Source organism: Flavivirga abyssicola (genome assembly GCF_030540775.2).
Lineage (GTDB): Bacteria > Bacteroidota > Bacteroidia > Flavobacteriales > Flavobacteriaceae > Flavivirga > Flavivirga abyssicola.
In genome coordinates this window covers 1,536,747-1,555,182 of sequence record NZ_CP141266.1, presented here as the reverse complement: position 1 = coordinate 1,555,182, position 18,436 = coordinate 1,536,747, and the positions used below count along the sequence as shown (strand labels likewise).

17 protein-coding genes are annotated in these 18,436 nt (G+C 30.9%); 16 read left to right on the top strand and 1 reads right to left on the bottom strand.

What is annotated here, in order from left to right:
* Nucleotides 1-64: 64 nt before the first annotated feature.
* The 3 genes from Q4Q34_RS06410 (at nucleotide 65) to Q4Q34_RS06400 (ending at nucleotide 4,801) form a co-directional block, all read left to right on the top strand.
* Nucleotides 65-2,440: an efflux RND transporter permease subunit gene (locus tag Q4Q34_RS06410; protein ID WP_303316435.1), complete on the top strand. Its 2,376-nt coding sequence runs from the start codon at nucleotides 65-67 to the stop codon at nucleotides 2,438-2,440.
* Nucleotides 2,441-2,467: 27 nt separating this feature from the next.
* On the top strand, nucleotides 2,468-3,232 hold the full coding sequence (locus Q4Q34_RS06405) for an outer membrane lipoprotein-sorting protein (RefSeq protein WP_303316434.1): 765 nt from the start codon (nucleotides 2,468-2,470) through the stop codon (nucleotides 3,230-3,232).
* 360 nt (nucleotides 3,233-3,592) lie between these two features.
* Entirely contained in the window at nucleotides 3,593-4,801 is a 1,209-nt protein-coding gene (locus Q4Q34_RS06400; RefSeq protein WP_303316433.1) for a hypothetical protein, read from the top strand.
* 62 nt (nucleotides 4,802-4,863) lie between these two features.
* Here Q4Q34_RS06400 and Q4Q34_RS06395 read toward each other — a convergent pair whose 3' ends face one another.
* A complete protein-coding gene (locus tag Q4Q34_RS06395; RefSeq protein ID WP_303316432.1) occupies nucleotides 4,864-5,196 on the bottom strand; it encodes a hypothetical protein in 333 nt (110 codons plus the stop codon).
* A gap of 345 nt (nucleotides 5,197-5,541) precedes the next feature.
* Here Q4Q34_RS06395 and Q4Q34_RS06390 point away from each other — a divergent pair, with 345 nt between their 5' ends.
* From Q4Q34_RS06390 to Q4Q34_RS06330, 13 genes are all read left to right on the top strand, one after another.
* Nucleotides 5,542-5,757 carry a helix-turn-helix domain-containing protein gene (locus tag Q4Q34_RS06390; protein WP_303316431.1) on the top strand — a complete coding sequence of 72 codons (216 nt, stop codon included), beginning with the start codon at nucleotides 5,542-5,544 and terminating at the stop codon, nucleotides 5,755-5,757.
* A 261-nt stretch (nucleotides 5,758-6,018) separates the two neighbouring features.
* The gene (locus Q4Q34_RS06385; protein ID WP_303316430.1) at nucleotides 6,019-6,915 is read left to right on the top strand and encodes a S1 family peptidase; all 897 of its coding nucleotides are present in this window, start codon (nucleotides 6,019-6,021) and stop codon (nucleotides 6,913-6,915) included.
* A 281-nt stretch (nucleotides 6,916-7,196) separates the two neighbouring features.
* Nucleotides 7,197-8,936, top strand: a complete 1,740-nt coding sequence (locus Q4Q34_RS06380; protein ID WP_303316429.1) for a DMP19 family protein — start codon at nucleotides 7,197-7,199, stop codon at nucleotides 8,934-8,936.
* Between the two features lie 197 nt (nucleotides 8,937-9,133).
* On the top strand, nucleotides 9,134-11,641 hold the full coding sequence (locus Q4Q34_RS06375; RefSeq protein ID WP_303316428.1) for a T9SS type A sorting domain-containing protein: 2,508 nt from the start codon (nucleotides 9,134-9,136) through the stop codon (nucleotides 11,639-11,641).
* Between the two features lie 117 nt (nucleotides 11,642-11,758).
* On the top strand, nucleotides 11,759-11,911 hold the full coding sequence (locus Q4Q34_RS06370; protein WP_303316427.1) for a hypothetical protein: 153 nt from the start codon (nucleotides 11,759-11,761) through the stop codon (nucleotides 11,909-11,911).
* 301 nt (nucleotides 11,912-12,212) lie between these two features.
* Nucleotides 12,213-13,022 carry a hypothetical protein gene (locus tag Q4Q34_RS06365; protein ID WP_303316426.1) on the top strand — a complete coding sequence of 270 codons (810 nt, stop codon included), beginning with the start codon at nucleotides 12,213-12,215 and terminating at the stop codon, nucleotides 13,020-13,022.
* 157 nt (nucleotides 13,023-13,179) lie between these two features.
* Complete coding sequence (locus Q4Q34_RS06360) at nucleotides 13,180-13,686, top strand: hypothetical protein (protein ID WP_303316425.1); 507 nt, start codon at nucleotides 13,180-13,182, stop codon at nucleotides 13,684-13,686.
* A gap of 339 nt (nucleotides 13,687-14,025) precedes the next feature.
* On the top strand, nucleotides 14,026-14,640 hold the full coding sequence (locus tag Q4Q34_RS06355) for a hypothetical protein (protein ID WP_303316424.1): 615 nt from the start codon (nucleotides 14,026-14,028) through the stop codon (nucleotides 14,638-14,640).
* Nucleotides 14,641-14,792: 152 nt separating this feature from the next.
* Complete coding sequence (locus Q4Q34_RS06350) at nucleotides 14,793-15,191, top strand: hypothetical protein (RefSeq protein ID WP_303316423.1); 399 nt, start codon at nucleotides 14,793-14,795, stop codon at nucleotides 15,189-15,191.
* A gap of 243 nt (nucleotides 15,192-15,434) precedes the next feature.
* A complete protein-coding gene (locus Q4Q34_RS06345) occupies nucleotides 15,435-16,112 on the top strand; it encodes a DUF4253 domain-containing protein (protein ID WP_303316422.1) in 678 nt (225 codons plus the stop codon).
* Between the two features lie 153 nt (nucleotides 16,113-16,265).
* Nucleotides 16,266-17,093, top strand: coding sequence for a hypothetical protein (locus Q4Q34_RS06340; RefSeq protein ID WP_303316421.1), 828 nt, complete (start codon nucleotides 16,266-16,268; stop codon nucleotides 17,091-17,093).
* A gap of 80 nt (nucleotides 17,094-17,173) precedes the next feature.
* Nucleotides 17,174-17,662: a hypothetical protein gene (locus tag Q4Q34_RS06335; RefSeq protein WP_303316420.1), complete on the top strand. Its 489-nt coding sequence runs from the start codon at nucleotides 17,174-17,176 to the stop codon at nucleotides 17,660-17,662.
* A 202-nt stretch (nucleotides 17,663-17,864) separates the two neighbouring features.
* On the top strand, nucleotides 17,865-18,269 hold the full coding sequence (locus Q4Q34_RS06330; protein WP_303316419.1) for a hypothetical protein: 405 nt from the start codon (nucleotides 17,865-17,867) through the stop codon (nucleotides 18,267-18,269).
* Nucleotides 18,270-18,436: the final 167 nt, after the last annotated feature.

Genomic DNA, 18,436 nt, shown 5'->3' with positions numbered 1-18,436 from the left:
ATTAATTATTAACCAGATTGGTCAAAATATATAATTGACTGGTCAATTATTTTAAAATCACTATATGAATGCGTTTAAAAAGGCAGGAAATGCCACCAATGTTTTTGCCAGAAGTTGGGCCAACTTCGTAATTAAATATAAATGGCCAGTATTATTGGCGACATTAGTGTTAGCCATTGGATTAGGCTCTCAAGGAAATATGGAATTTGATGGAGATTACCATGTTTTCTTTAGTAAATCGAACCCAGAATTAGAAGCCTTTGATGCTTTACAAGACAAGTATACCAAAGATGATAACGTCGTTATTGTACTGTCTCCATCAAATGGTGATATATTCACAAAAGAGAACCTTACCGCCATAGAAGCGTTAACCGCAGAGGCATGGAATACACCATACTCCTCTAGAGTAGATGCCTTAACTAATTTTCAGCATACAAGTGCCGATGGCGATGATTTGTATGTTGATGATTTATCTTATGAATCGTCTTTAAAAACCGATGCTGAGATTTTAGAGATTAAGGAAAAAGCTTTAAAAGAACCCTTGCTTGTTAATAGAATTCTTAATGAGAAAGGTAGTGTTACAGCCATAAATATAACGGTTAGACTTCCAGGAATAGATTTAAATGAAATCCCGGGAGAAGTAACGCCCTTTGTTAGAAATATGATTTCTGATTTTAAGGAAAAACATCCAAATTTTGAAGTGCACACCTCTGGTTTAATACCAATGAATACCGCTTTCTTTGAATCATCAATGAATGATATGGCGTTAACTATGATCATGTTAATTATAGTTATTATAACAACATTTATTTTAACTAGAAATATTTGGAGCACCTTGGCTACTTTAGTTGTCGTTCTATTTTCTATAATGAGTGCTATTGGTTTTGTTGGTATAATGGGAATTAAATTAACGCCACCTTCATCCGTATTTCCAACCATGATTCTTACGCTAGCAGTAGCAGATAGTATTCATATCCTTGTCACTATGCTTCAAAAAATGCGTAAAGACGGACTTAATAAAGTAGACGCCCTAAAAGAAGCCATACGATTAAACTTTATGCCCGTATTTATTACAAGTTTAACGACTGTGATAGGGTTTTTAACCATGAATTTTGGTGATGTACCACCGTTTTGGGATTTAGGAAATATTACGGCCTTTGGTATGGTCATGGCTTTTCTCTACTCTACCACAACGTTACCAGCATTAATGGCTGTTTTACCGGTTAAGTCTAGAGTTAGAAAAGAAGCAGTAAAAGAACATAAAAATTGGTACACCAGCTTAGGGAATTATGTGGTGAAACAACCAGTAAGATTAACCGTGATCTCTTTTTTAATTATTGGAGGGCTTACTTACCTAGCTACTAAAAATGTGTTTAATGACGAGTTTATAAATTACTTTGATGAAAGTGTTCAATTTAGAACAGACACCGATTATATAAGTGATAACCTAACAGGTATTTATAATATTGAATACTCCATAGGAAGTGGAGAAAGTGGAGGCATTAATAATCCGGAATATCTTAAAAACTTAAATGCTTTTGAAGATTGGCTTAACGAACAACCAGAAGTGGTACATGTTAATGCTTTTAGCGAAGTTGCCCGACGTGTAAACAGGTCGATGCATGGTGACGATGAAAGCTTTTACCGTGTTCCAGATAACAGGGATGAAGCCGCTCAGTATTTATTACTTTATGAATTGTCTTTGCCTTTTGGATTAGATTTAAATAACCAAATTAATGTAGATAAGTCCGAAACACGTGTCACTGTAACAGTCGATAATATTACAAGTGCCGATATGATTGCTTTTTCAAAAAAGGGTGAAGACTGGTTAAGAAATAATACCCCGAAAGCAATGCATGCCATTGGCGTAAGTCCAACATTAATGTTTTCTAAATTAGGATTTAGGCAAGCAGACAGTATGTTCAAAGGTAATATTATTGCGCTTATATTAATTTCTTTAGTACTCATGTTGGCATTAAGAAATTTTAAACTAGGCTTATTGAGTATTATTCCAAATGTAACCCCGGTTTTAGTTGGTTTTGGTATTTGGGCACTTTATAAAGCGCAAATAAACACAGGAATGGTGATTGTTTTCGGGATGACACTAGGAATTATTGTTGATGATACTGTACATTTTATGAGCAAGTTTTTAAGAGCCAAGCGCGAGTTAGGTTACGATGCTAAACAAGCCGTAGTATATGCTTTTGAAACGGTTGGGAAAGCCCTCGTAACAACAACCATTGTTTTATTAGCAGGCTTTGCTGTACTCTCTACATCATCATTCGCTTTAAATAGTTATATGGCTAGAATAACAGTTATCATCATTATAGCGGCATTAATAATAGACTTTATATTACTACCATCATTATTGATTCTTACAAGTAGAAAAGAAGAAGCTGTTGAAAAGGTAAAAGTAGGACAAATAGCTTTCGATAAATAAATTTAAATAATATCAAACATAAGAAAAATGAAAAAAATAGTTTTTATACTAACCGTATTCATCACTTTAGGAATACAGGCACAAACACCAGAAGAACGTGGATTACAAATAGCTAAGGCAGCAGAACAAGCAGATCTGGGATTTAATAGCTCTACAGTGCATTTAAAAATGACTCTTAAAAATAAAAATGGTCAGACCAGTGAACGTTCGCTTACTACAAAAACATTAGAACTTAATGAAGATGGAGACAAATCTTTAATAGTCTTTAATAGCCCTAAAGATGTTAAAGGAACTTCAACCTTAACATTTACACACAAGGTTGGTTCAGACGATCAATGGCTGTACTTACCTTCAATAAAACGTGTAAAAAGAATTTCATCTAACAATAAATCGGGACCTTTTGTAGGAAGTGAATTTGCTTATGAAGATTTATCATCACAAGAAGTTGAAAAATATGCGTACAAGTTTATTGAAGAAAAAGGAAGCCTTTTGGTTGTAGAACAAGACCCTGTAGATCCAAAATCCGGATACACAAGACGCTTAGTCACGTATAATAAAGATAAAGGATATCGTTTTGAAAAAGTGGAGTTTTACGATAGAAAAAATGCACTATTAAAAACATTATTGTATAGCGATTACAAAATCTATAAGAACAAATTTTGGAGAGCCGGTACCTTTATTATGAAAAACCACCAGAGTAATAAAGAAACCATATTAAAGTTTAGCGACTATAATTTTGATGCAAACCTATCTGAAGAAGATTTTACCCAAGTCGCATTAAAAAGATCTTAAGAGTAGACTAACTCGAGTAAAGCAATGCCATAGGCTGGAATGGTCCTAATTGTCCTAAGTTTTTGATTAATTTGATTAATGGCACGGATTAATGAAAGCCTTTAGGTGTTGCTTTTTTAATGAAAGTTCAACATGATTTTTTCAAAAAAATAAATCTAAAACTGTAATTATAAGTTATTTGTCATTTCGACAAAGCGAAGTATGAGTGACGAGAAATCCCATAAGGATGAGATTCTTCCTCGAAAGCTCCGCTTCATATCTTCAAACAAAATATATTTTGTTTTCGATAGCGTTCGGAATGACAACCACTCTTCTTTTTTGAAAAAATCATGTCGAACTTACGTTTTTTAATAAAACAAAATGAATCAAAAAATAATATTTAATAGCATTATTTTCATTCTTTTTTTGAGCACTATTCATGCCCAAAATAAAGAAAAGAAAATCAATCAGGATCTCGAACTGGAAGTTGAAGCTGAATACCGATATTTTTATAATGATGCCGCATTTAGTAATCAAAAACAACACTTCCCTTCCATAGCCTTTACACCAGAATATTCGGTAGATTGGAACAAAGGGTATGAACAATTTAATGTTACCGGTTTTTTTAGATTAGATGTAGATGATGAGCGTACCCATTGGGATATAAGAGAACTGTATTATCAAAAGGCAAAAAACAATTGGGAGTTAAGCATTGGTCTTAAAAAAGTATATTGGGGCGTTGCAGAAAGTAACCATTTGGTAGATATTATAAACCAAACAGATGCTGTAGAGTCTTTTGATGGTGAAGATAAATTAGGACAACCCTTGGTGCAGTTTACTTATACAACCAAAAAGCTAGGTAGCTTCGATTTCTTTTACTTACCATATCATAGAAAACGAACATTTCCAGGGGAAAAAGGACGTTTAAGATTTCCTGTAGTTATAGATAAAGACGATCTTCAATATGAAAGTAGTGCCGAAGAGTGGAGACAAGATTTAGCCTTTAGATGGAAGCATTATTTTGGGGCTTTTGATGTTGGATTGACACATTTTTATGGAAATGGAAGAGAACCTCTGTTTATTACGTTCGATCAGCAAGGTAACATCAACGCGTTTTACCCGGTAATCAATCAAACAGGGCTCGATTTACAGATTACTCACAATGCCTTTTTATGGAAATTTGAGTCTATTTACAGGTCGGCTAAAGCACAAGATTTTTTTGCCATGGTTGCGGGTTTGGAGTTTACCTTTAGCAATATTGATGGCAATGGCTTAGATATTGGATTATTGGGAGAATATCTTTATGATGAGCGTGATGAATTAGCTTTAAATGTATTACAAAACGATGTGTTTTTTGGAAGCCGAATTGCTTTTAACGATACCCAAGATACATCCATATTAATCGGAGGTATTTCAGATTTAGAATCCAGTAGTAAAATATTTAGTATAGAAGCTTCCAGACGTTTTGGAAGTAGTTGGACAGCAGAAATTGAAGCCAGAATTTTTAATTCTATAGATGCTAACGAATTTATACTATCTAATTTTCAAGAAGACAGTTTTTTACGATTTAGTTTGTCTAAGTTTTTTTAATATGTTTCCCTTTTTTCATAAAAAAGAGCCAAAAACATTTCAATTCGAAATATTATTTGGCTCTAGCTATCAACACATTCTAAGTAATTATTTTTAATACACTGTTCTATGTTTTCAATAATCATAATAGCTGGAATGAGTGCTCTATTGTTAAAAAATTCGGTAGGAAATAATGCAAAGAACCCATCGAACTCTTTGTTTAATAATAAATTAGTTCCCGTATTATAGCTCTTATCGGCATGAATAATGCCAACAACCCTTAACCCTGTTTTACAATGTTTTTTAACGGTTTGGTTTAGTTCAGATTTATCCAGTAATACCATTAATGTGGCTATAAGGGCATAGTGTGGTAGTATAAAACTATCAGGTAATACATAGCGGTCCTCTTTCTCCATAGAATTTAACGTTGTTAGTTAGTAACATTTTAAGTTTAGTTCCTTAAAAGAGGTATCATCTCATCGAAGCCTATTATGTGTGGAAACAAAAAAGGCGTGGAACTCAACTTATCTAAATTGAGGTACTGGTTACCTTGCACCGATAAGAGAGCCCACGCCCGGGTACGTGAGCAAATCTGCTTATCATCTCATGTGCAAAAATTACCAGTTTTCAATTTAGAGACTCAAAGCGACAGCTTCAAATATTTTCTATACGAAGAATCGCAAAACTATTAAAATGCTAATATATAAAAAAATGACCAAAATGTCATTGTTGTTAAAAAAATATGTTATGACCTTGGTGTCATGGAAAATGACTCCAAAGAATTAGCTTTATCTCAACTTGCTAAAAGAGTAAAAGAATTACGTCATAATAAAGGCGTAAGTCAACAAAACGCGTATAATGATACTGGAATACACTTTGCAAGAATAGAACAAGGTAAAAGAGATGTTAGCTATTTTACTTTAGTTAAAATCTGTGCTTATTTCAGAATCACATTAACTGAGTTTTTTGATTTCTAACATTTCTATCCTAAGTTTTACTTAAACACTTTTTTTCATTCTTTGTTATGTTTTTAGAGTTTCTTCTGTACTTGTAAGAACTAGTAGTTTAGTGAAAAAGGTAAATATTTAGTAAACAGTATATTATTCCAAATACGAGAGATATTTCTTATATTTGATTTGTGTATATAAAAATAAACGCACTTTGTGGCGTTTATCCAGAGATATTAGGCAATAAACGCCATAAAATGTGTTTATATGATTGTTGTAAGTAATCTGAAAATGAAGAAACTGTTAATATTTTTTTTATCTATAAGTTTTGGCTTAACTGCTCAGAATAATCTACATATTTCGGAACAACTAATTAATACAACTATTAGAATCGAAGCCTATAATAAAATTGATTCTATAAGTTCAGGAACAGGCTTTTTCTACACAATAAAAAACGACAGTTTAAAATATGAAATACCATTGATAATCACTAATAAACATATTATTAATGGTTTCAAGAACATACGATTATACTTCAAGACTTTAAAAGACAACAAACCTAATAATGACAAATCACAATCAATAACAATCCCTAACGATACAACCTATGTATACGAACATCCTAATAAGAAAATTGACTTAGTAGCGATACCAATTATGAATATGCTTTCGGAGTCTAAGAAAAGAGGTGTCGATTTATCATATATTACAATGGACAAAAAATCTATTCCGACAGATTCAATCCAAAAAAATGAATTAAAATCCATAGAGGATGTTTTAATGATTGGCTACCCAAATGGTCTGTGGGACATCAAAAATAACTTACCAATTGTACGAAAAGGAATTACTGCTACTACACCTTATTTGGATTTTAATGGAGAAAGAGTTTTTTTAATTGATATAGCTGCATTTAATGGTTCAAGTGGTTCACCAATTTACTTTTATCGTGATATTTATACTGATAAAAATTATACACCAAAAATTGGATTAAAACTTTACTTGTTAGGAATTCTATATGCTGGCCCACAATTCTCTGTAAAGGGAGAAATTACAAAAATTAATGAAATTGACTTTAGAAATAGTTCGGAAGTAAAAACCAAAATTCCAATGAATATTGGTTATGTAATTAAAGCATCCGAAATATTTGAATTTGAAAAAGTCTTTTACGATAAAGTAATGAATAATTAAAGACTACTTACAACAATGGCTATAAGTAATTGCTTGAGATGGTAAGTGCTAATCGGAATATTCCCCGCTACCGCCAGTTTGTAACTGGTGGCAGTTAAGCAAAGTTTTAAACTAACGAGTGCTATAAAAGTATAATTCAGCCTTGAAGATATTTCTTATATTTGGTTTGTGTATATAAAAAATAAACGCACTTTATGGCGTTTATCCAGAAATATTATGCAATAAACGCCACAAAATGTGTTTATATAATTGTTAGCTATAATGTTGAACAAACATCGCGAATGAAAAGAATATTAGTCATTTCAATAATAATTATGAACCTATTAAATCTGTTTGGTTGCAAAGCTCAAGACGAAAATGACCCTTATTGGGAATTTAATGAAACTGAACATTTCCGACCTGAACTAAATAAAGGAGAATTCTTCAAATTAAGTGGTTTTGATTTTGGCTGGTTTGTTCTTGAACCTATATCAAAATTTGTAAAGGACAAGGAACACGAAATCGAACGTGGTAAATCTTTATCATACGGACAAAAAGCACTTTATTATTGGTGGTATTTAGATGCACAAGTTACAAATGGTGGGTTTGTTCAATTTTACTACAATGGTTATGGACATTATGTTCCAACAATAATTAAAGGGTTGGAACATATTGGAGATACTAAAATGTCTAATCTGGTCAAAAAAGCAGATAAAATCTATCAAAAAAACAAAAAGCTGATGGACAAAGCGCAAGAAAGTGATTTGTTTGGGAGCGACCTTTATGATAGGCTTGACGAAATGTCTTTGCTTGACGACAAGTATTATGAAATGAATGAAAAGACAATGTCTTTAATTGAATCTTACATTCGTAAAAACCCAAACGAAATATGTCTTGATGAAGATGGATATGAATTTGATATGACTTTTACTGGTCTTTACAAGACTTTTTATGCTGACAAAACAGTCAAAGAAGAGTTTCAGCTTGAACAAGGCGTAATAAATGGAGAATTCAAGTCTTTTTATGAAAACGGAAAACTAAAAGAAAAAATAGATTACAAAAAAGGAGAACAAACTGGAGAGCGAGAAGAATTCTATGATAGTGGAAAATTAAAATATCAAATAACTAAAGAACCATCCAAAAACATCTTAATACACAAATGGTTTTTTGAAAATGGAAATCCAAAAAAAAATGAATCAAAACTTATAGAAAAAAACGAAAGAATTGGCGAGTACAAAGAATGGCACGAAAACGGACAGCTCGCAAAATCAGGAACATACAAATCAGCCTATGAACGTATAGGCGAATGGCTAGAATTCTATGAAAATGGAAGCAAAAAAGTTGAGGCAGAATTTATAAATGGAGACTATAGACTTAAAAATCATTGGAATAACAAAGGAGAAAAAACTTTAACAAATGGGACTGGTCTTTATGTAAATGAATATTCAATGTTTGGAGATAAAGTTGAACGTAATGAACAAGAATACAAGAACTTCAAAAGACACGGAAAACAAAAAACTTTAACAAATGGAGTTCTAACCCTTTACCAAGAAATGCAAAATGGTAAAGAACACGGTATTACTAGAAGGTATTATGATAATGGAAATTTAGAGCAAGAAACTATATATGAAAATGGTAAAGCTATTTCAACTAAAAAGTTTCCAAAGTTTAAGAATCCAAAAGTCAAAACAAATATTATTTCAGTCCTGTGTAAAGGATGTTATGAAGACAATGAGAATTTCCAATTGCCAGACAATAAACCAAACCCGACAAACCATTTAGAATTAGCCAGAAAATTTAAAGCTGAAACATCAATATTTGAAGCATATGGAGACGATAAAACTATTTCATATGGATATAATGTATTTGTAAATGAAAAAGGTAGTGTAGATGACATAACTTTCGCTATTGCCGATAATATGTGGTTAGACAAAGAAGTAAAAGCGAGTATAGTGGAATTAAAATTTGAGCCTGCTTTAAAAGATGGAAAGCCAATAAAAAGTATACATTATGTTCGATATAAATTAAAGCTGACTGAATAAAATACTATAGCTAACAATGTATAAAAATAATAGCGGTTTAATCGCTAAACGAAACAAAGTAAATCTAAAAAAGGTCTGTGTTTAACCGAAAAGTTAGTGCGTGAAAAACCGCTACTATTCTTATACGTAACCGTTGGAAAACATTTGGAGAAAGAGATTATGCATTGAAGAACTTCATAAATATCAATTCTATAAATATGAAATATAAAACTATCTTACTTGCATCTATAATAAGTTTTTATTATTCAATGGCACAGATTACTTATCAAGACCATATTATTGAGGCTAATCTAAATATAATAAATAGTAACTATATGTTATTAGCAGATTTAGATGGAGACAAAAATCTTGACATAGTTTTTGCTAATGGGCAAATTTCTTGGTACAAAAATCTTGATGGACTTGGTAGCTATGAAATAAGCCAAACCATAAGTGACGTAAATCCAAGTATTATTTATATAAACAAATTTAATGTAGACGATTTAGACAACGATGGTGATCTTGACGTTATTGCTATATCTAGAGATAAGGATTTAATTTTTTGGTATGAAAACACTAATGGCAAAGGGAACTTTGGTCCAAGAAAGATGATATCAGATAATAATACTGATAGACCAAATTATATACTTTCTTCGGATTTGGATCAGGATGGAGATTCAGATATTATATCCACTTCTATTAATGACAATAAGTTGGCATGGTATGAAAACATTGATGGAAAAGGAAATTTTGGCCATCAGAAAACAATAAGCTTAACGGGTATTCGACCAAAAGAAGCTTCTATTGAAGATATTGACGGAGATGGAGATTTTGATATTTTGTTATCTTCAAATTCAAAACTTTCATGGTATAAAAATATTGATGGAAAAGGAAATTTTGGAGAAGAGATACTTATAAATTCTTCTTACAATAGTTCTATTAATTTGAGTGATATTGATAATGATGGAGATTTTGATATTATTTCTACTTCTAGTGTAGATAAAACTGTTACATTATATGAAAATATTAACAGTCTTGGCAATTTTAATGAGCAAACAATTTCAACTAAAGTTTATGGCGCTTCTTTATCATATCCAAAAGATTTAGACAATGATGGAGATAAGGATATTTTAGTTATAACTTCTAATGTTGTCTTTGGAGATACTTACCAATTATTATGGTACGAAAATTTGGACGGAAAAAGCTCTTTTAGCACACAAAAAGTAATAAGTAATTCGGTAGCCAATACTTCATCAATACAAGTTGAAGATATTAATAGTGATGGGTTTTTTGATATTGTTTTAAATTCTAATAATAATATAGCAATCTACAAAAGTGTTAATGGCACTGGTAATTTTAAGAACGAAGAAACTTTAGGAGGTTCAATTAATGGCGCGACAGCAACTTATTCTTCAGATATAGACGGAGATGGAGACTATGATGTTATTTTAACTACTGATAGAGGTGGAGACTTAGTTTGGTATGAAAATTTAGATGGTAAAGGAACATTTAGCTATCAAAGAACTATTGATGCTTCAATTGAGAATGTTAGAACTGTAGTTACAGCAGATATTGATAATGATGGAGATGAGGATGTGATTTCTGGAACATCGAATAATGGATTGGTAAGCCCTGGCGGGAAAGTTTTTTGGTATGAAAATTTAGATGGTGATGGCAATTTTCTCAGACATAGAGTTATGACAACTGCTGAGAAATTATTATCACATCTCCAAATTGGAGACATGAATGGTGATGGGTTTGTGGACATAATAATATCAAAAAGATCTGGTGGAACAATTTGGTTTGAAAACCTAGGAGGATATTTTAATCCATTTGATGATAAATATGAACATTCTATTGGAAATTCAAGTAATTTCTGTGAACCCGTAGATATAGATCAAGATGGTGATTTAGATGTGTTAACATATTTTAAATTTTCCTTAACTAATAGTACAGGTGTCAGTTGGTACAAAAACACAGACGGCATGGGTAATTTTGCTATTGGAGAGGCTATCGACATTGCAAATGAGGCTTCTTCATTAGCAGGTGTAAGTTCTACTCATGCTAGTGATGTAGATGGCGATGGTGATTTAGATATTCTGGTTGGCTATGGTGCATACGATAAAATAACTTGGAATGAGAATACAGACGGCATGGGAAAATTTAGTCCTCAAAGAGATCTATTTGTTAATGTTAATGACATATCTAGTCCAGCCATCGCTGTTAATGCAAATGATATAGATAAGGACGGGGATGAAGACATTATTTATTGTTCTGGTAATAGAAATGAAGTTATTTGGATAGAGAACGCTAATGGTTTAGGTGAATTTACTCATCATCATGTAATTAGTAAAAACTTAGACACTCCTAAAGACTTACATTTAGCAGACCTAAACAATGATGGAAAACAAGATATTATTTCTGTTTCTTACAACAACAAATTGCTTTGGCATGAAATCAAAAATACATTATCATTAGATAAAAGTAGTATTAACAGTATTTCTATTTACCCAGTACCAGTTTTCGATATATTACATTTAAAGCCAAATGGACTCATAACGAAAGTATGCTTATACAATAAACTTGGGCAGGTAGTATTTTTACTAGAAAAAAATTCTGGAATTGAACAAATCAATATGAGCGGTTTAGATATGGGATTTTATGTTTTAAAGATCCAAAGAAGTGATGGTCTTATTTTTACGAAAAAAATCTTAAAAAATAATTGATAGCTAATAACATTGAAACTTTCAATTCGTTTCGCTAAATAGGTTGCATCAGAAGAAAGTACTCACGCACTTTCTCGTTACTGACGCTCACACAGAACGTTGGCAACAATTTAAAAAATGACAGTAGAACAAAAAACATTATGGAATAAAGTAGAAGAATTCCAATTGGATGATTTTGATTCTAGATTCACTTTTACTGATAGGTTATGTAGAGAAAATGGGTGGAAATATGAATATTCACTTCGATTTGTATTTCTGACCATCCGTTAACACCTTCTGACCAGGTTGACCAAGTTTGGCATTTACACCTTTTATACACTAGGTCATATTGGATAGAATTTTGTCAAAATACTTTAGGACGAGAAATTCATCATGGACCAACAAAAGGCGGAAAGAATGAAAAAGAAAAGTTTGGCGATTGGTATTCTAAAACGAAAGAACTTTATTTGAAAATATTTAAAAAACAAATTCCAATAGATATTTGGCCTCCTTCAAAAATAAGGTTTGGAGAGTTAAACTTTAGAAGAGTTAACCTTCATAGAAATTGGATAGTTCCTAAATTTAGAAAAATATGATTAAAGAATTAACTAGTTTATCACCAGCAGAAATCTTGCTTATTGAAAACCCAGAGATGAAAGTTGATAAACTTGCAAGAGTTACTTTTTTTGATTTGATTTTAAAACAAGTACTTAAGATAGAAGTTGAACCAGAAGCCACAAAAAAGGAGAAGAAAAACCCAACTGTTAGTTTCGGTAAATCATTTTATAGCTATCAATCGTTAAAACACGAATCTATATTTCTTTCTGTATTTGCAAGAGATAATGAACTAAAAATAAAACTCTCAAATCTGTTAAAGACAGCTTTTGAAAAGATTAAGAATAGTGAAGAATATAAATTGAAATATATTTATTCTGACAAGCGAATGAAACAATATTTCAAATCAAATTTTTTTCAAAAGCTATTAGGAATAAAGGTCATTTCAGAAAATGGAATAGAAGTTCAGAAAGAAATAAAAAGGGAATTAAGACGAATTAGAACCAATACTACTAAAAAGAATAAAGGTATTGAGGAAACATTACTTGCCCTTAATAGTAACATTGTACTTATATCTAAAATACCAACCGAAATTTTCGAGTTGATTGAAAAAAAGAAATCAAATTTTAAAAAAGAAAATACAGATTCCGTTTGGGTTGATTGTGGTTATTCAGATTTGTACTATCACAATACAACAAAAAATCAATTCGATTTAATTGCTATAACCGATTCTGACTTTATGCCAATCATTGAATCTGTAAATAGATTTGATGATTCCTCGGACGATAGTGGATGTGGTTCTGATGGAGGGTGCGGTGGTTGTGGAGGATGCGGTGGCTGTGGATAAAAACTGTTGCCAACAATGTATAACCGCAATTACGGCAGATTCGACTCTATCCTAAGTCCATTCGGAATTGCTAAGATCAGTGTTCAACCGAAAATTTGTAACTTTAAAACCGTAACTGATGGTTATAAGAGACCGTTAGCAAACATTGACATCACCTATGAAATATTCTATAAAAAACAAAAATAGTTTAGTAATTATTTTTATTTGTTTTCTTTCAATTCTAATAACTCTTGAGATCCTCTCTGCATTATTTGCTTACGAAACTATTGGAGAAGTAACATCTGGTTTTTATGTTCTAATGATTTTTCTAAATATAATACCAATCTTACTGTTCATCCTCAAACGTAAACTGCTTTCTTTTTTTATAACCATTATTATAGGGGCAATTCTAATACCTGGGCAAATACTACTAGGGCATAAACTATTTTTATTAAAGAATGAATCAGCGAGTGTTGTAAATTACATATATAAGTACAAAATACGAAATGGTAAATATCCAGTGGATATATCAGAATACAGATACAAATATCCTGAATTAAGAAATCACATAACTTATAATTTTAAAGACACTGATTTTTCTGTTTATTATTATGTTAGCACACCTAATACATTCCATTATTACGTACACAGTCGAGGATATAATTGGGGATACTATCCTGATTAAATTAAAAAAACGTTTGCTATAAATAAGTAACTGCTTGTTCTCGACTAGAAAATCCGCAAGGGTTTTCGGTTTGGTGTGTACTTGTAAAGTTAAGCGCTAAACCACACAACTACTCCTCGCTACTGGCTGGCAGTTAAGCAGAGTTTTAAACTAATGAATCGCTATAAAAGTATAATTCAACCCTAAGATATTCCTTATATTTGGTTTGCGTATATAAAAAATAAACGCCATAAAGTGCGTTTATATAATTGTTGTAGCAACTTAAAACGAACATTGGGAATATTTAGTCTCATAAAGAAAAAACGAGTAGAATCATCGCCTAAAAAGATAATAAGGCGAATGATAGACTACATTCCTGAATTCTATAAAAACCATCGACAATTTAAAAATAGTATTGAATTTTATGAAAAAAATGAGTTTGGACTTGCTTTGGAAAGTCTTGTTGAATTAGCAGACGAAACCGAACATTATTTTTCAGAAGAATTTTGGACTGAATTAGCTAAATCCGCCAATATAATGGAAATGGACAAAGTGGCTTCTTATTGCAAAAAGCAGACGAAAAAAACTTTAAAAGGTTTAGATTATAAGTTACCTTTTGGTTGGACAACTTATAAAGTAAGTGAGAATAATTTTCAAGTACATATTTCAGAGAAACTAAATGGAGAATGGAAAACGGAACGAAGAAAAAAAGACGGAATTGAAAAATTGCTGACAAAAAACGGAATTCATTTCTCGAATAAAGGAAAAAATGGATATATCTATTTTGTAGAAAATGGCAAACTGATAGAGTTCGAATGGGAATTAGAAGTTGGAGGAATAAGACTATGGTTTGAAGCTGAAGCCCATTGGTGCTTGCCTACCAAATCGGAATTAAAAAAAGAAGACAAGTCAAGAATTAAAGGCTTGATTATTGATTGGGCTGAACAGAATAAAGAACGAATTGAATTTGATTAAAAAGCAGCTGCTAACAACGTATATAATTTATTGTTAGTTCTAGCCTACTTACGAGAGTCCTCTCGGATTTTCTATTCGGTTTGTATTTGCTAAATTAGGTGCTTAAACCATGCAACAAACCATATACAAACACGTTGCGTGTAATTTGAGAAATGAGACGAACGATAACTAAAAGTGATAAAAATTTAAAGATTCTGAATAAGCTAATTACTAGCGGATTTTATAATGGATATGTTGGAGTAGATAAGTTTGAATTGACGCCCAATCGTTTTACTAATAACCATAGATTAATTGGGGTCTTAAATGACTCTGAAAATTATGACTTAAAGTTCGATTTAAAATTCCCAATGAACGTCGCTGCAAAACTTTTACTCGGATTCGGAATTCTGACTTCAATAATTATGTTGATTATAGGGAATTGGTTATTCCCGATTTTCTTTTTCATAATCCCTTTTTTAATATTTTATATCGCATTTAAAGTAAATGAGAAAAAGGAGATTGGCCTTTTCACAGATAAACTTTTGGAATTCCACAAAACCGAATTTGACTGAATTAAAGAAATTACACACTGCTATCGCCAGTTTGTAACTAGTGGCAGTTAAGCAAAGTTTTAAGTTAATGAGTATTATAAAAGCATAATTCAACCCTGAAGATATTCCTTATATTTGGTTTGTGTATATGAAAAATAAACGCACTTGTAGGCGTTCATACAGAAATATTAGGGAATAAATGCCATAAAGTGCGTTTGTACAATTATTGTGAGCCATTTAAAACACTGTATTATAAATTATAAAATGATAAGAAAAATAAATTATTTACTACTACTTATGACTATAATTAGTTGTGGTCAAAATTCTGTAAATTACTCAGAATCTGAGTTGAAATTGTTTAATAATATTGGCTTTGACAAGACGGTTTTATCAGAGTTAAAGCAAAAAACTAATAAGGAGTTCACACAATTGGAAATATCAGACCCAGGATATCTAATTGGAGAAAATGGAGATGAGCAAAAAATTGGTGTTGAAAAAATAAACGGTATCTCATTTAGAGTTTCAGAAAATGAATCCTATGAAATTGTACTGACTTATAAGGATAAATTGAAAGAACAAGGATATTTACTTTTTATATCTGAAAGTGGATATAAAAGCCCTTCCACAATTTCAGTTATAAAATCAACTGACAAATTTGATATCCTTAGTGTTCAAAAAACTGATGGAATCAATTTTGAAATTGAAAATAAAGATGTTATCGAAAAATTAAAAGATTGGGATAAAATCTATGGAATTGAAATATTAGGAGCTGATTATGATTGGGTTGAATTGATTTTTGAAAAAGACATTAAAAATGTTTCTTTATTCGCTAAAGAAGTCTATGAATTTTGCCCTGATGCGGTTGACCAAGGAGTTGGAGAAATTAAAGAACTCGAAAGAATAATTAGAGAGGAAAAACGGTTGTTTTTGTGGTGGGATTAAAAAAACGGACACACAACAATGTATAAAAATAATTCTAAATTAGATGCCTAATCTAAGGTTGGTGCTCTTTTGTTACGCCTGATTTTCCTGCTGAAAATCCTCGTGCATAAAATCGCACTATTTTTATATCAAACAGTTAGGATTAATTACACTATGAAAAGAGAAATTATACTTTTAGGTTTATTCATCATTTTTATTTCAAAATTGAATGCACAACAAAAAGAATCATTTAACACTGATACTCACGATAGTTATAATATCAAATTTGGAGTTCCTTCAAAAATAATTAAAAATTATACTTTTTATAATAGTAGTAGTACCGAATACCAAAAATCTATAATTCTTTATTCTAAAAACCTAGATACAATTTCTGAGAAGAGATATAAAAATTCAGAGTTCAATGCTGAATTAATTTTTATTTTTAATAAAAATAGAAATCTGATTTATAGGTCTTTCAATAGCAAAATCCCTACAGTTGGTTGGAGATTCAAATTAACAAAGTACAAATATGATGAAAATGGAAGGATAGAATCGAGAACAATAGATAAAAATGGAAATTTAATAGATTTTGAGATTATTCAAAACGACTCTTTAAAAAATAAAACATTATCAAAACTTTTCAATTCTAACAATCAACTCTTAGGATATGAAACAACTCAATACTATTATGAAGAAAATAAAAAGATTTGGAGAGTTTATAATGGTTCTGGAAAAAAAATAAATGAATCAGTTTCAAAAATAATTTCAAATAAAAAAACAAAAGAAACTAATAATAATAAATATAACGAGTACGGAGATTGTATACTTTATCCAAGAAATTGGAATAAAAATGACAATACCTACTATCAAGTCGAGTATAAATATGACAAATTAGGGAATTGGACTGAACAAAAGATATATGCTGTAAATAAAATTGATGGAGAATTTAAGAATAAAAAGATCAATAGAAATTTCAAAAGGAAAATAAAATATAGAAAATAAATGCACTTTATGGAGTTTATTCCCTAATATTTCTGAATAAACGCCATAAAGTGTGTTTATACAATTGTTGTAGCCAATTAATGAAAAAAGTATTAATAGTTCTGAGTTTCTTTTTACTTTTTTCCTGTAGAAATCAAGAAAATGATAGATCAATTAAAATAGAGAAAATGGAATTTAGAGCATCATTTTGTGACCCTTTTAAAAAAGACATAATTGAATTGGGTGATATAGAAAAAGAGAAAGTGATTGAAAAGTTTCATTCAATTGGTTGGGATGATTACTTAAAACGCATGAGTTCTTCTAAAGAAAATGAAATCTATTTTTCTCCTTCATTAGAAATCGAAAATAAAAACAATAAAAATGGAATTGCAATTTCAGCAATAGATGGAAAAGAATGGTATATTTTTTATAAACGTCCAAAAATGGTGAAGAAGTTTTTTGGTTTATCGGAAAAAATGAATGAAAATTATTTGACTGACATTACTGGACAAACCAAACAAGATGTTTTAGATTGTTTAAATGCGTTGTTAAAAAATGACCTCAAATTCCTCGAAAACAAGATAAAATAACTGGCTAGAACACTATATATAGCAAATAGGGTAATTAGTGTTTAACCAAAAGCTTATTGTCTATTTGCAAAATCGCCAAATCTTTTGATTTGGTATAAAAATTAAAAACAAAATGCAAAAGATTTGGCTTGTGGCTAAAAGAAAATAATCGCTTATTTTCTGCTCCACTTGCCATATATTTAACGTTAGCTAACATTTAAAAATGAACAAACCGACAATAATTTCACTTCTAATTTTAATGCTGTTTAGTTGTCAAAAAAATGTTGAACGGGTTGACATCGCTGATGAATTAAGAGGAAATACTTTTAATATGACCTCAATTGGAGAAAAAGACACATTAACTATTGAATTTAAAGACTCAACATATACTATCTTCGAATATAGTGACAGAAATTTACCTTGGCGTATTACATCTTTTGAGAATAATGACTTATTAGTTTTTGATGGACAAGTAATTGCAATTAAGCAAATTGACAAGAACACCCTGAAAGGACTTTTAATTTCTGAAAAAAACTATGAAGTAACTCTTGAAAAAAGGCAAGTTCAATGGAATAAAGAGTTATTAAACGGAATTTGGATTGAGGAAAAAACTATGATTTATACTTGAATGACAGTTTGCCAAAACCACCACCACCACTATCTGCACCATCAGGAATTTCTGAAAGTGATTTTCAATATCCACCATTTTACGAAATTAAAGGAGATACTATTTCATCTACCTAATTTTTATCAAGTTTCTAAATCAAGCATTGACATCAGTAATTCAGCTGAATT

Bases quoted from the DNA above. Each gene is read 5' to 3' on its own strand.
- Q4Q34_RS06410 (WP_303316435.1), top strand. From the start codon at position 65: ATGAATGCGTTTAAAAAGGCAGGAAATGCCACCAATGTTTTTGCCAGA.
- Q4Q34_RS06405 (WP_303316434.1), top strand. From the start codon at position 2,468: ATGAAAAAAATAGTTTTTATACTAACCGTATTCATCACTTTAGGAATA.
- Q4Q34_RS06400 (WP_303316433.1), top strand. From the start codon at position 3,593: ATGAATCAAAAAATAATATTTAATAGCATTATTTTCATTCTTTTTTTG.
- Q4Q34_RS06395 (WP_303316432.1), bottom strand. From the start codon at position 5,196: ATGGAGAAAGAGGACCGCTATGTATTACCTGATAGTTTTATACTACCA.
- Q4Q34_RS06390 (WP_303316431.1), top strand. From the start codon at position 5,542: ATGGAAAATGACTCCAAAGAATTAGCTTTATCTCAACTTGCTAAAAGA.
- Q4Q34_RS06385 (WP_303316430.1), top strand. From the start codon at position 6,019: ATGAAGAAACTGTTAATATTTTTTTTATCTATAAGTTTTGGCTTAACT.
- Q4Q34_RS06380 (WP_303316429.1), top strand. From the start codon at position 7,197: ATGAAAAGAATATTAGTCATTTCAATAATAATTATGAACCTATTAAAT.
- Q4Q34_RS06375 (WP_303316428.1), top strand. From the start codon at position 9,134: ATGAAATATAAAACTATCTTACTTGCATCTATAATAAGTTTTTATTAT.
- Q4Q34_RS06370 (WP_303316427.1), top strand. From the start codon at position 11,759: ATGACAGTAGAACAAAAAACATTATGGAATAAAGTAGAAGAATTCCAA.
- Q4Q34_RS06365 (WP_303316426.1), top strand. From the start codon at position 12,213: ATGATTAAAGAATTAACTAGTTTATCACCAGCAGAAATCTTGCTTATT.
- Q4Q34_RS06360 (WP_303316425.1), top strand. From the start codon at position 13,180: ATGAAATATTCTATAAAAAACAAAAATAGTTTAGTAATTATTTTTATT.
- Q4Q34_RS06355 (WP_303316424.1), top strand. From the start codon at position 14,026: ATGATAGACTACATTCCTGAATTCTATAAAAACCATCGACAATTTAAA.
- Q4Q34_RS06350 (WP_303316423.1), top strand. From the start codon at position 14,793: ATGAGACGAACGATAACTAAAAGTGATAAAAATTTAAAGATTCTGAAT.
- Q4Q34_RS06345 (WP_303316422.1), top strand. From the start codon at position 15,435: ATGATAAGAAAAATAAATTATTTACTACTACTTATGACTATAATTAGT.
- Q4Q34_RS06340 (WP_303316421.1), top strand. From the start codon at position 16,266: ATGAAAAGAGAAATTATACTTTTAGGTTTATTCATCATTTTTATTTCA.
- Q4Q34_RS06335 (WP_303316420.1), top strand. From the start codon at position 17,174: ATGAAAAAAGTATTAATAGTTCTGAGTTTCTTTTTACTTTTTTCCTGT.
- Q4Q34_RS06330 (WP_303316419.1), top strand. From the start codon at position 17,865: ATGAACAAACCGACAATAATTTCACTTCTAATTTTAATGCTGTTTAGT.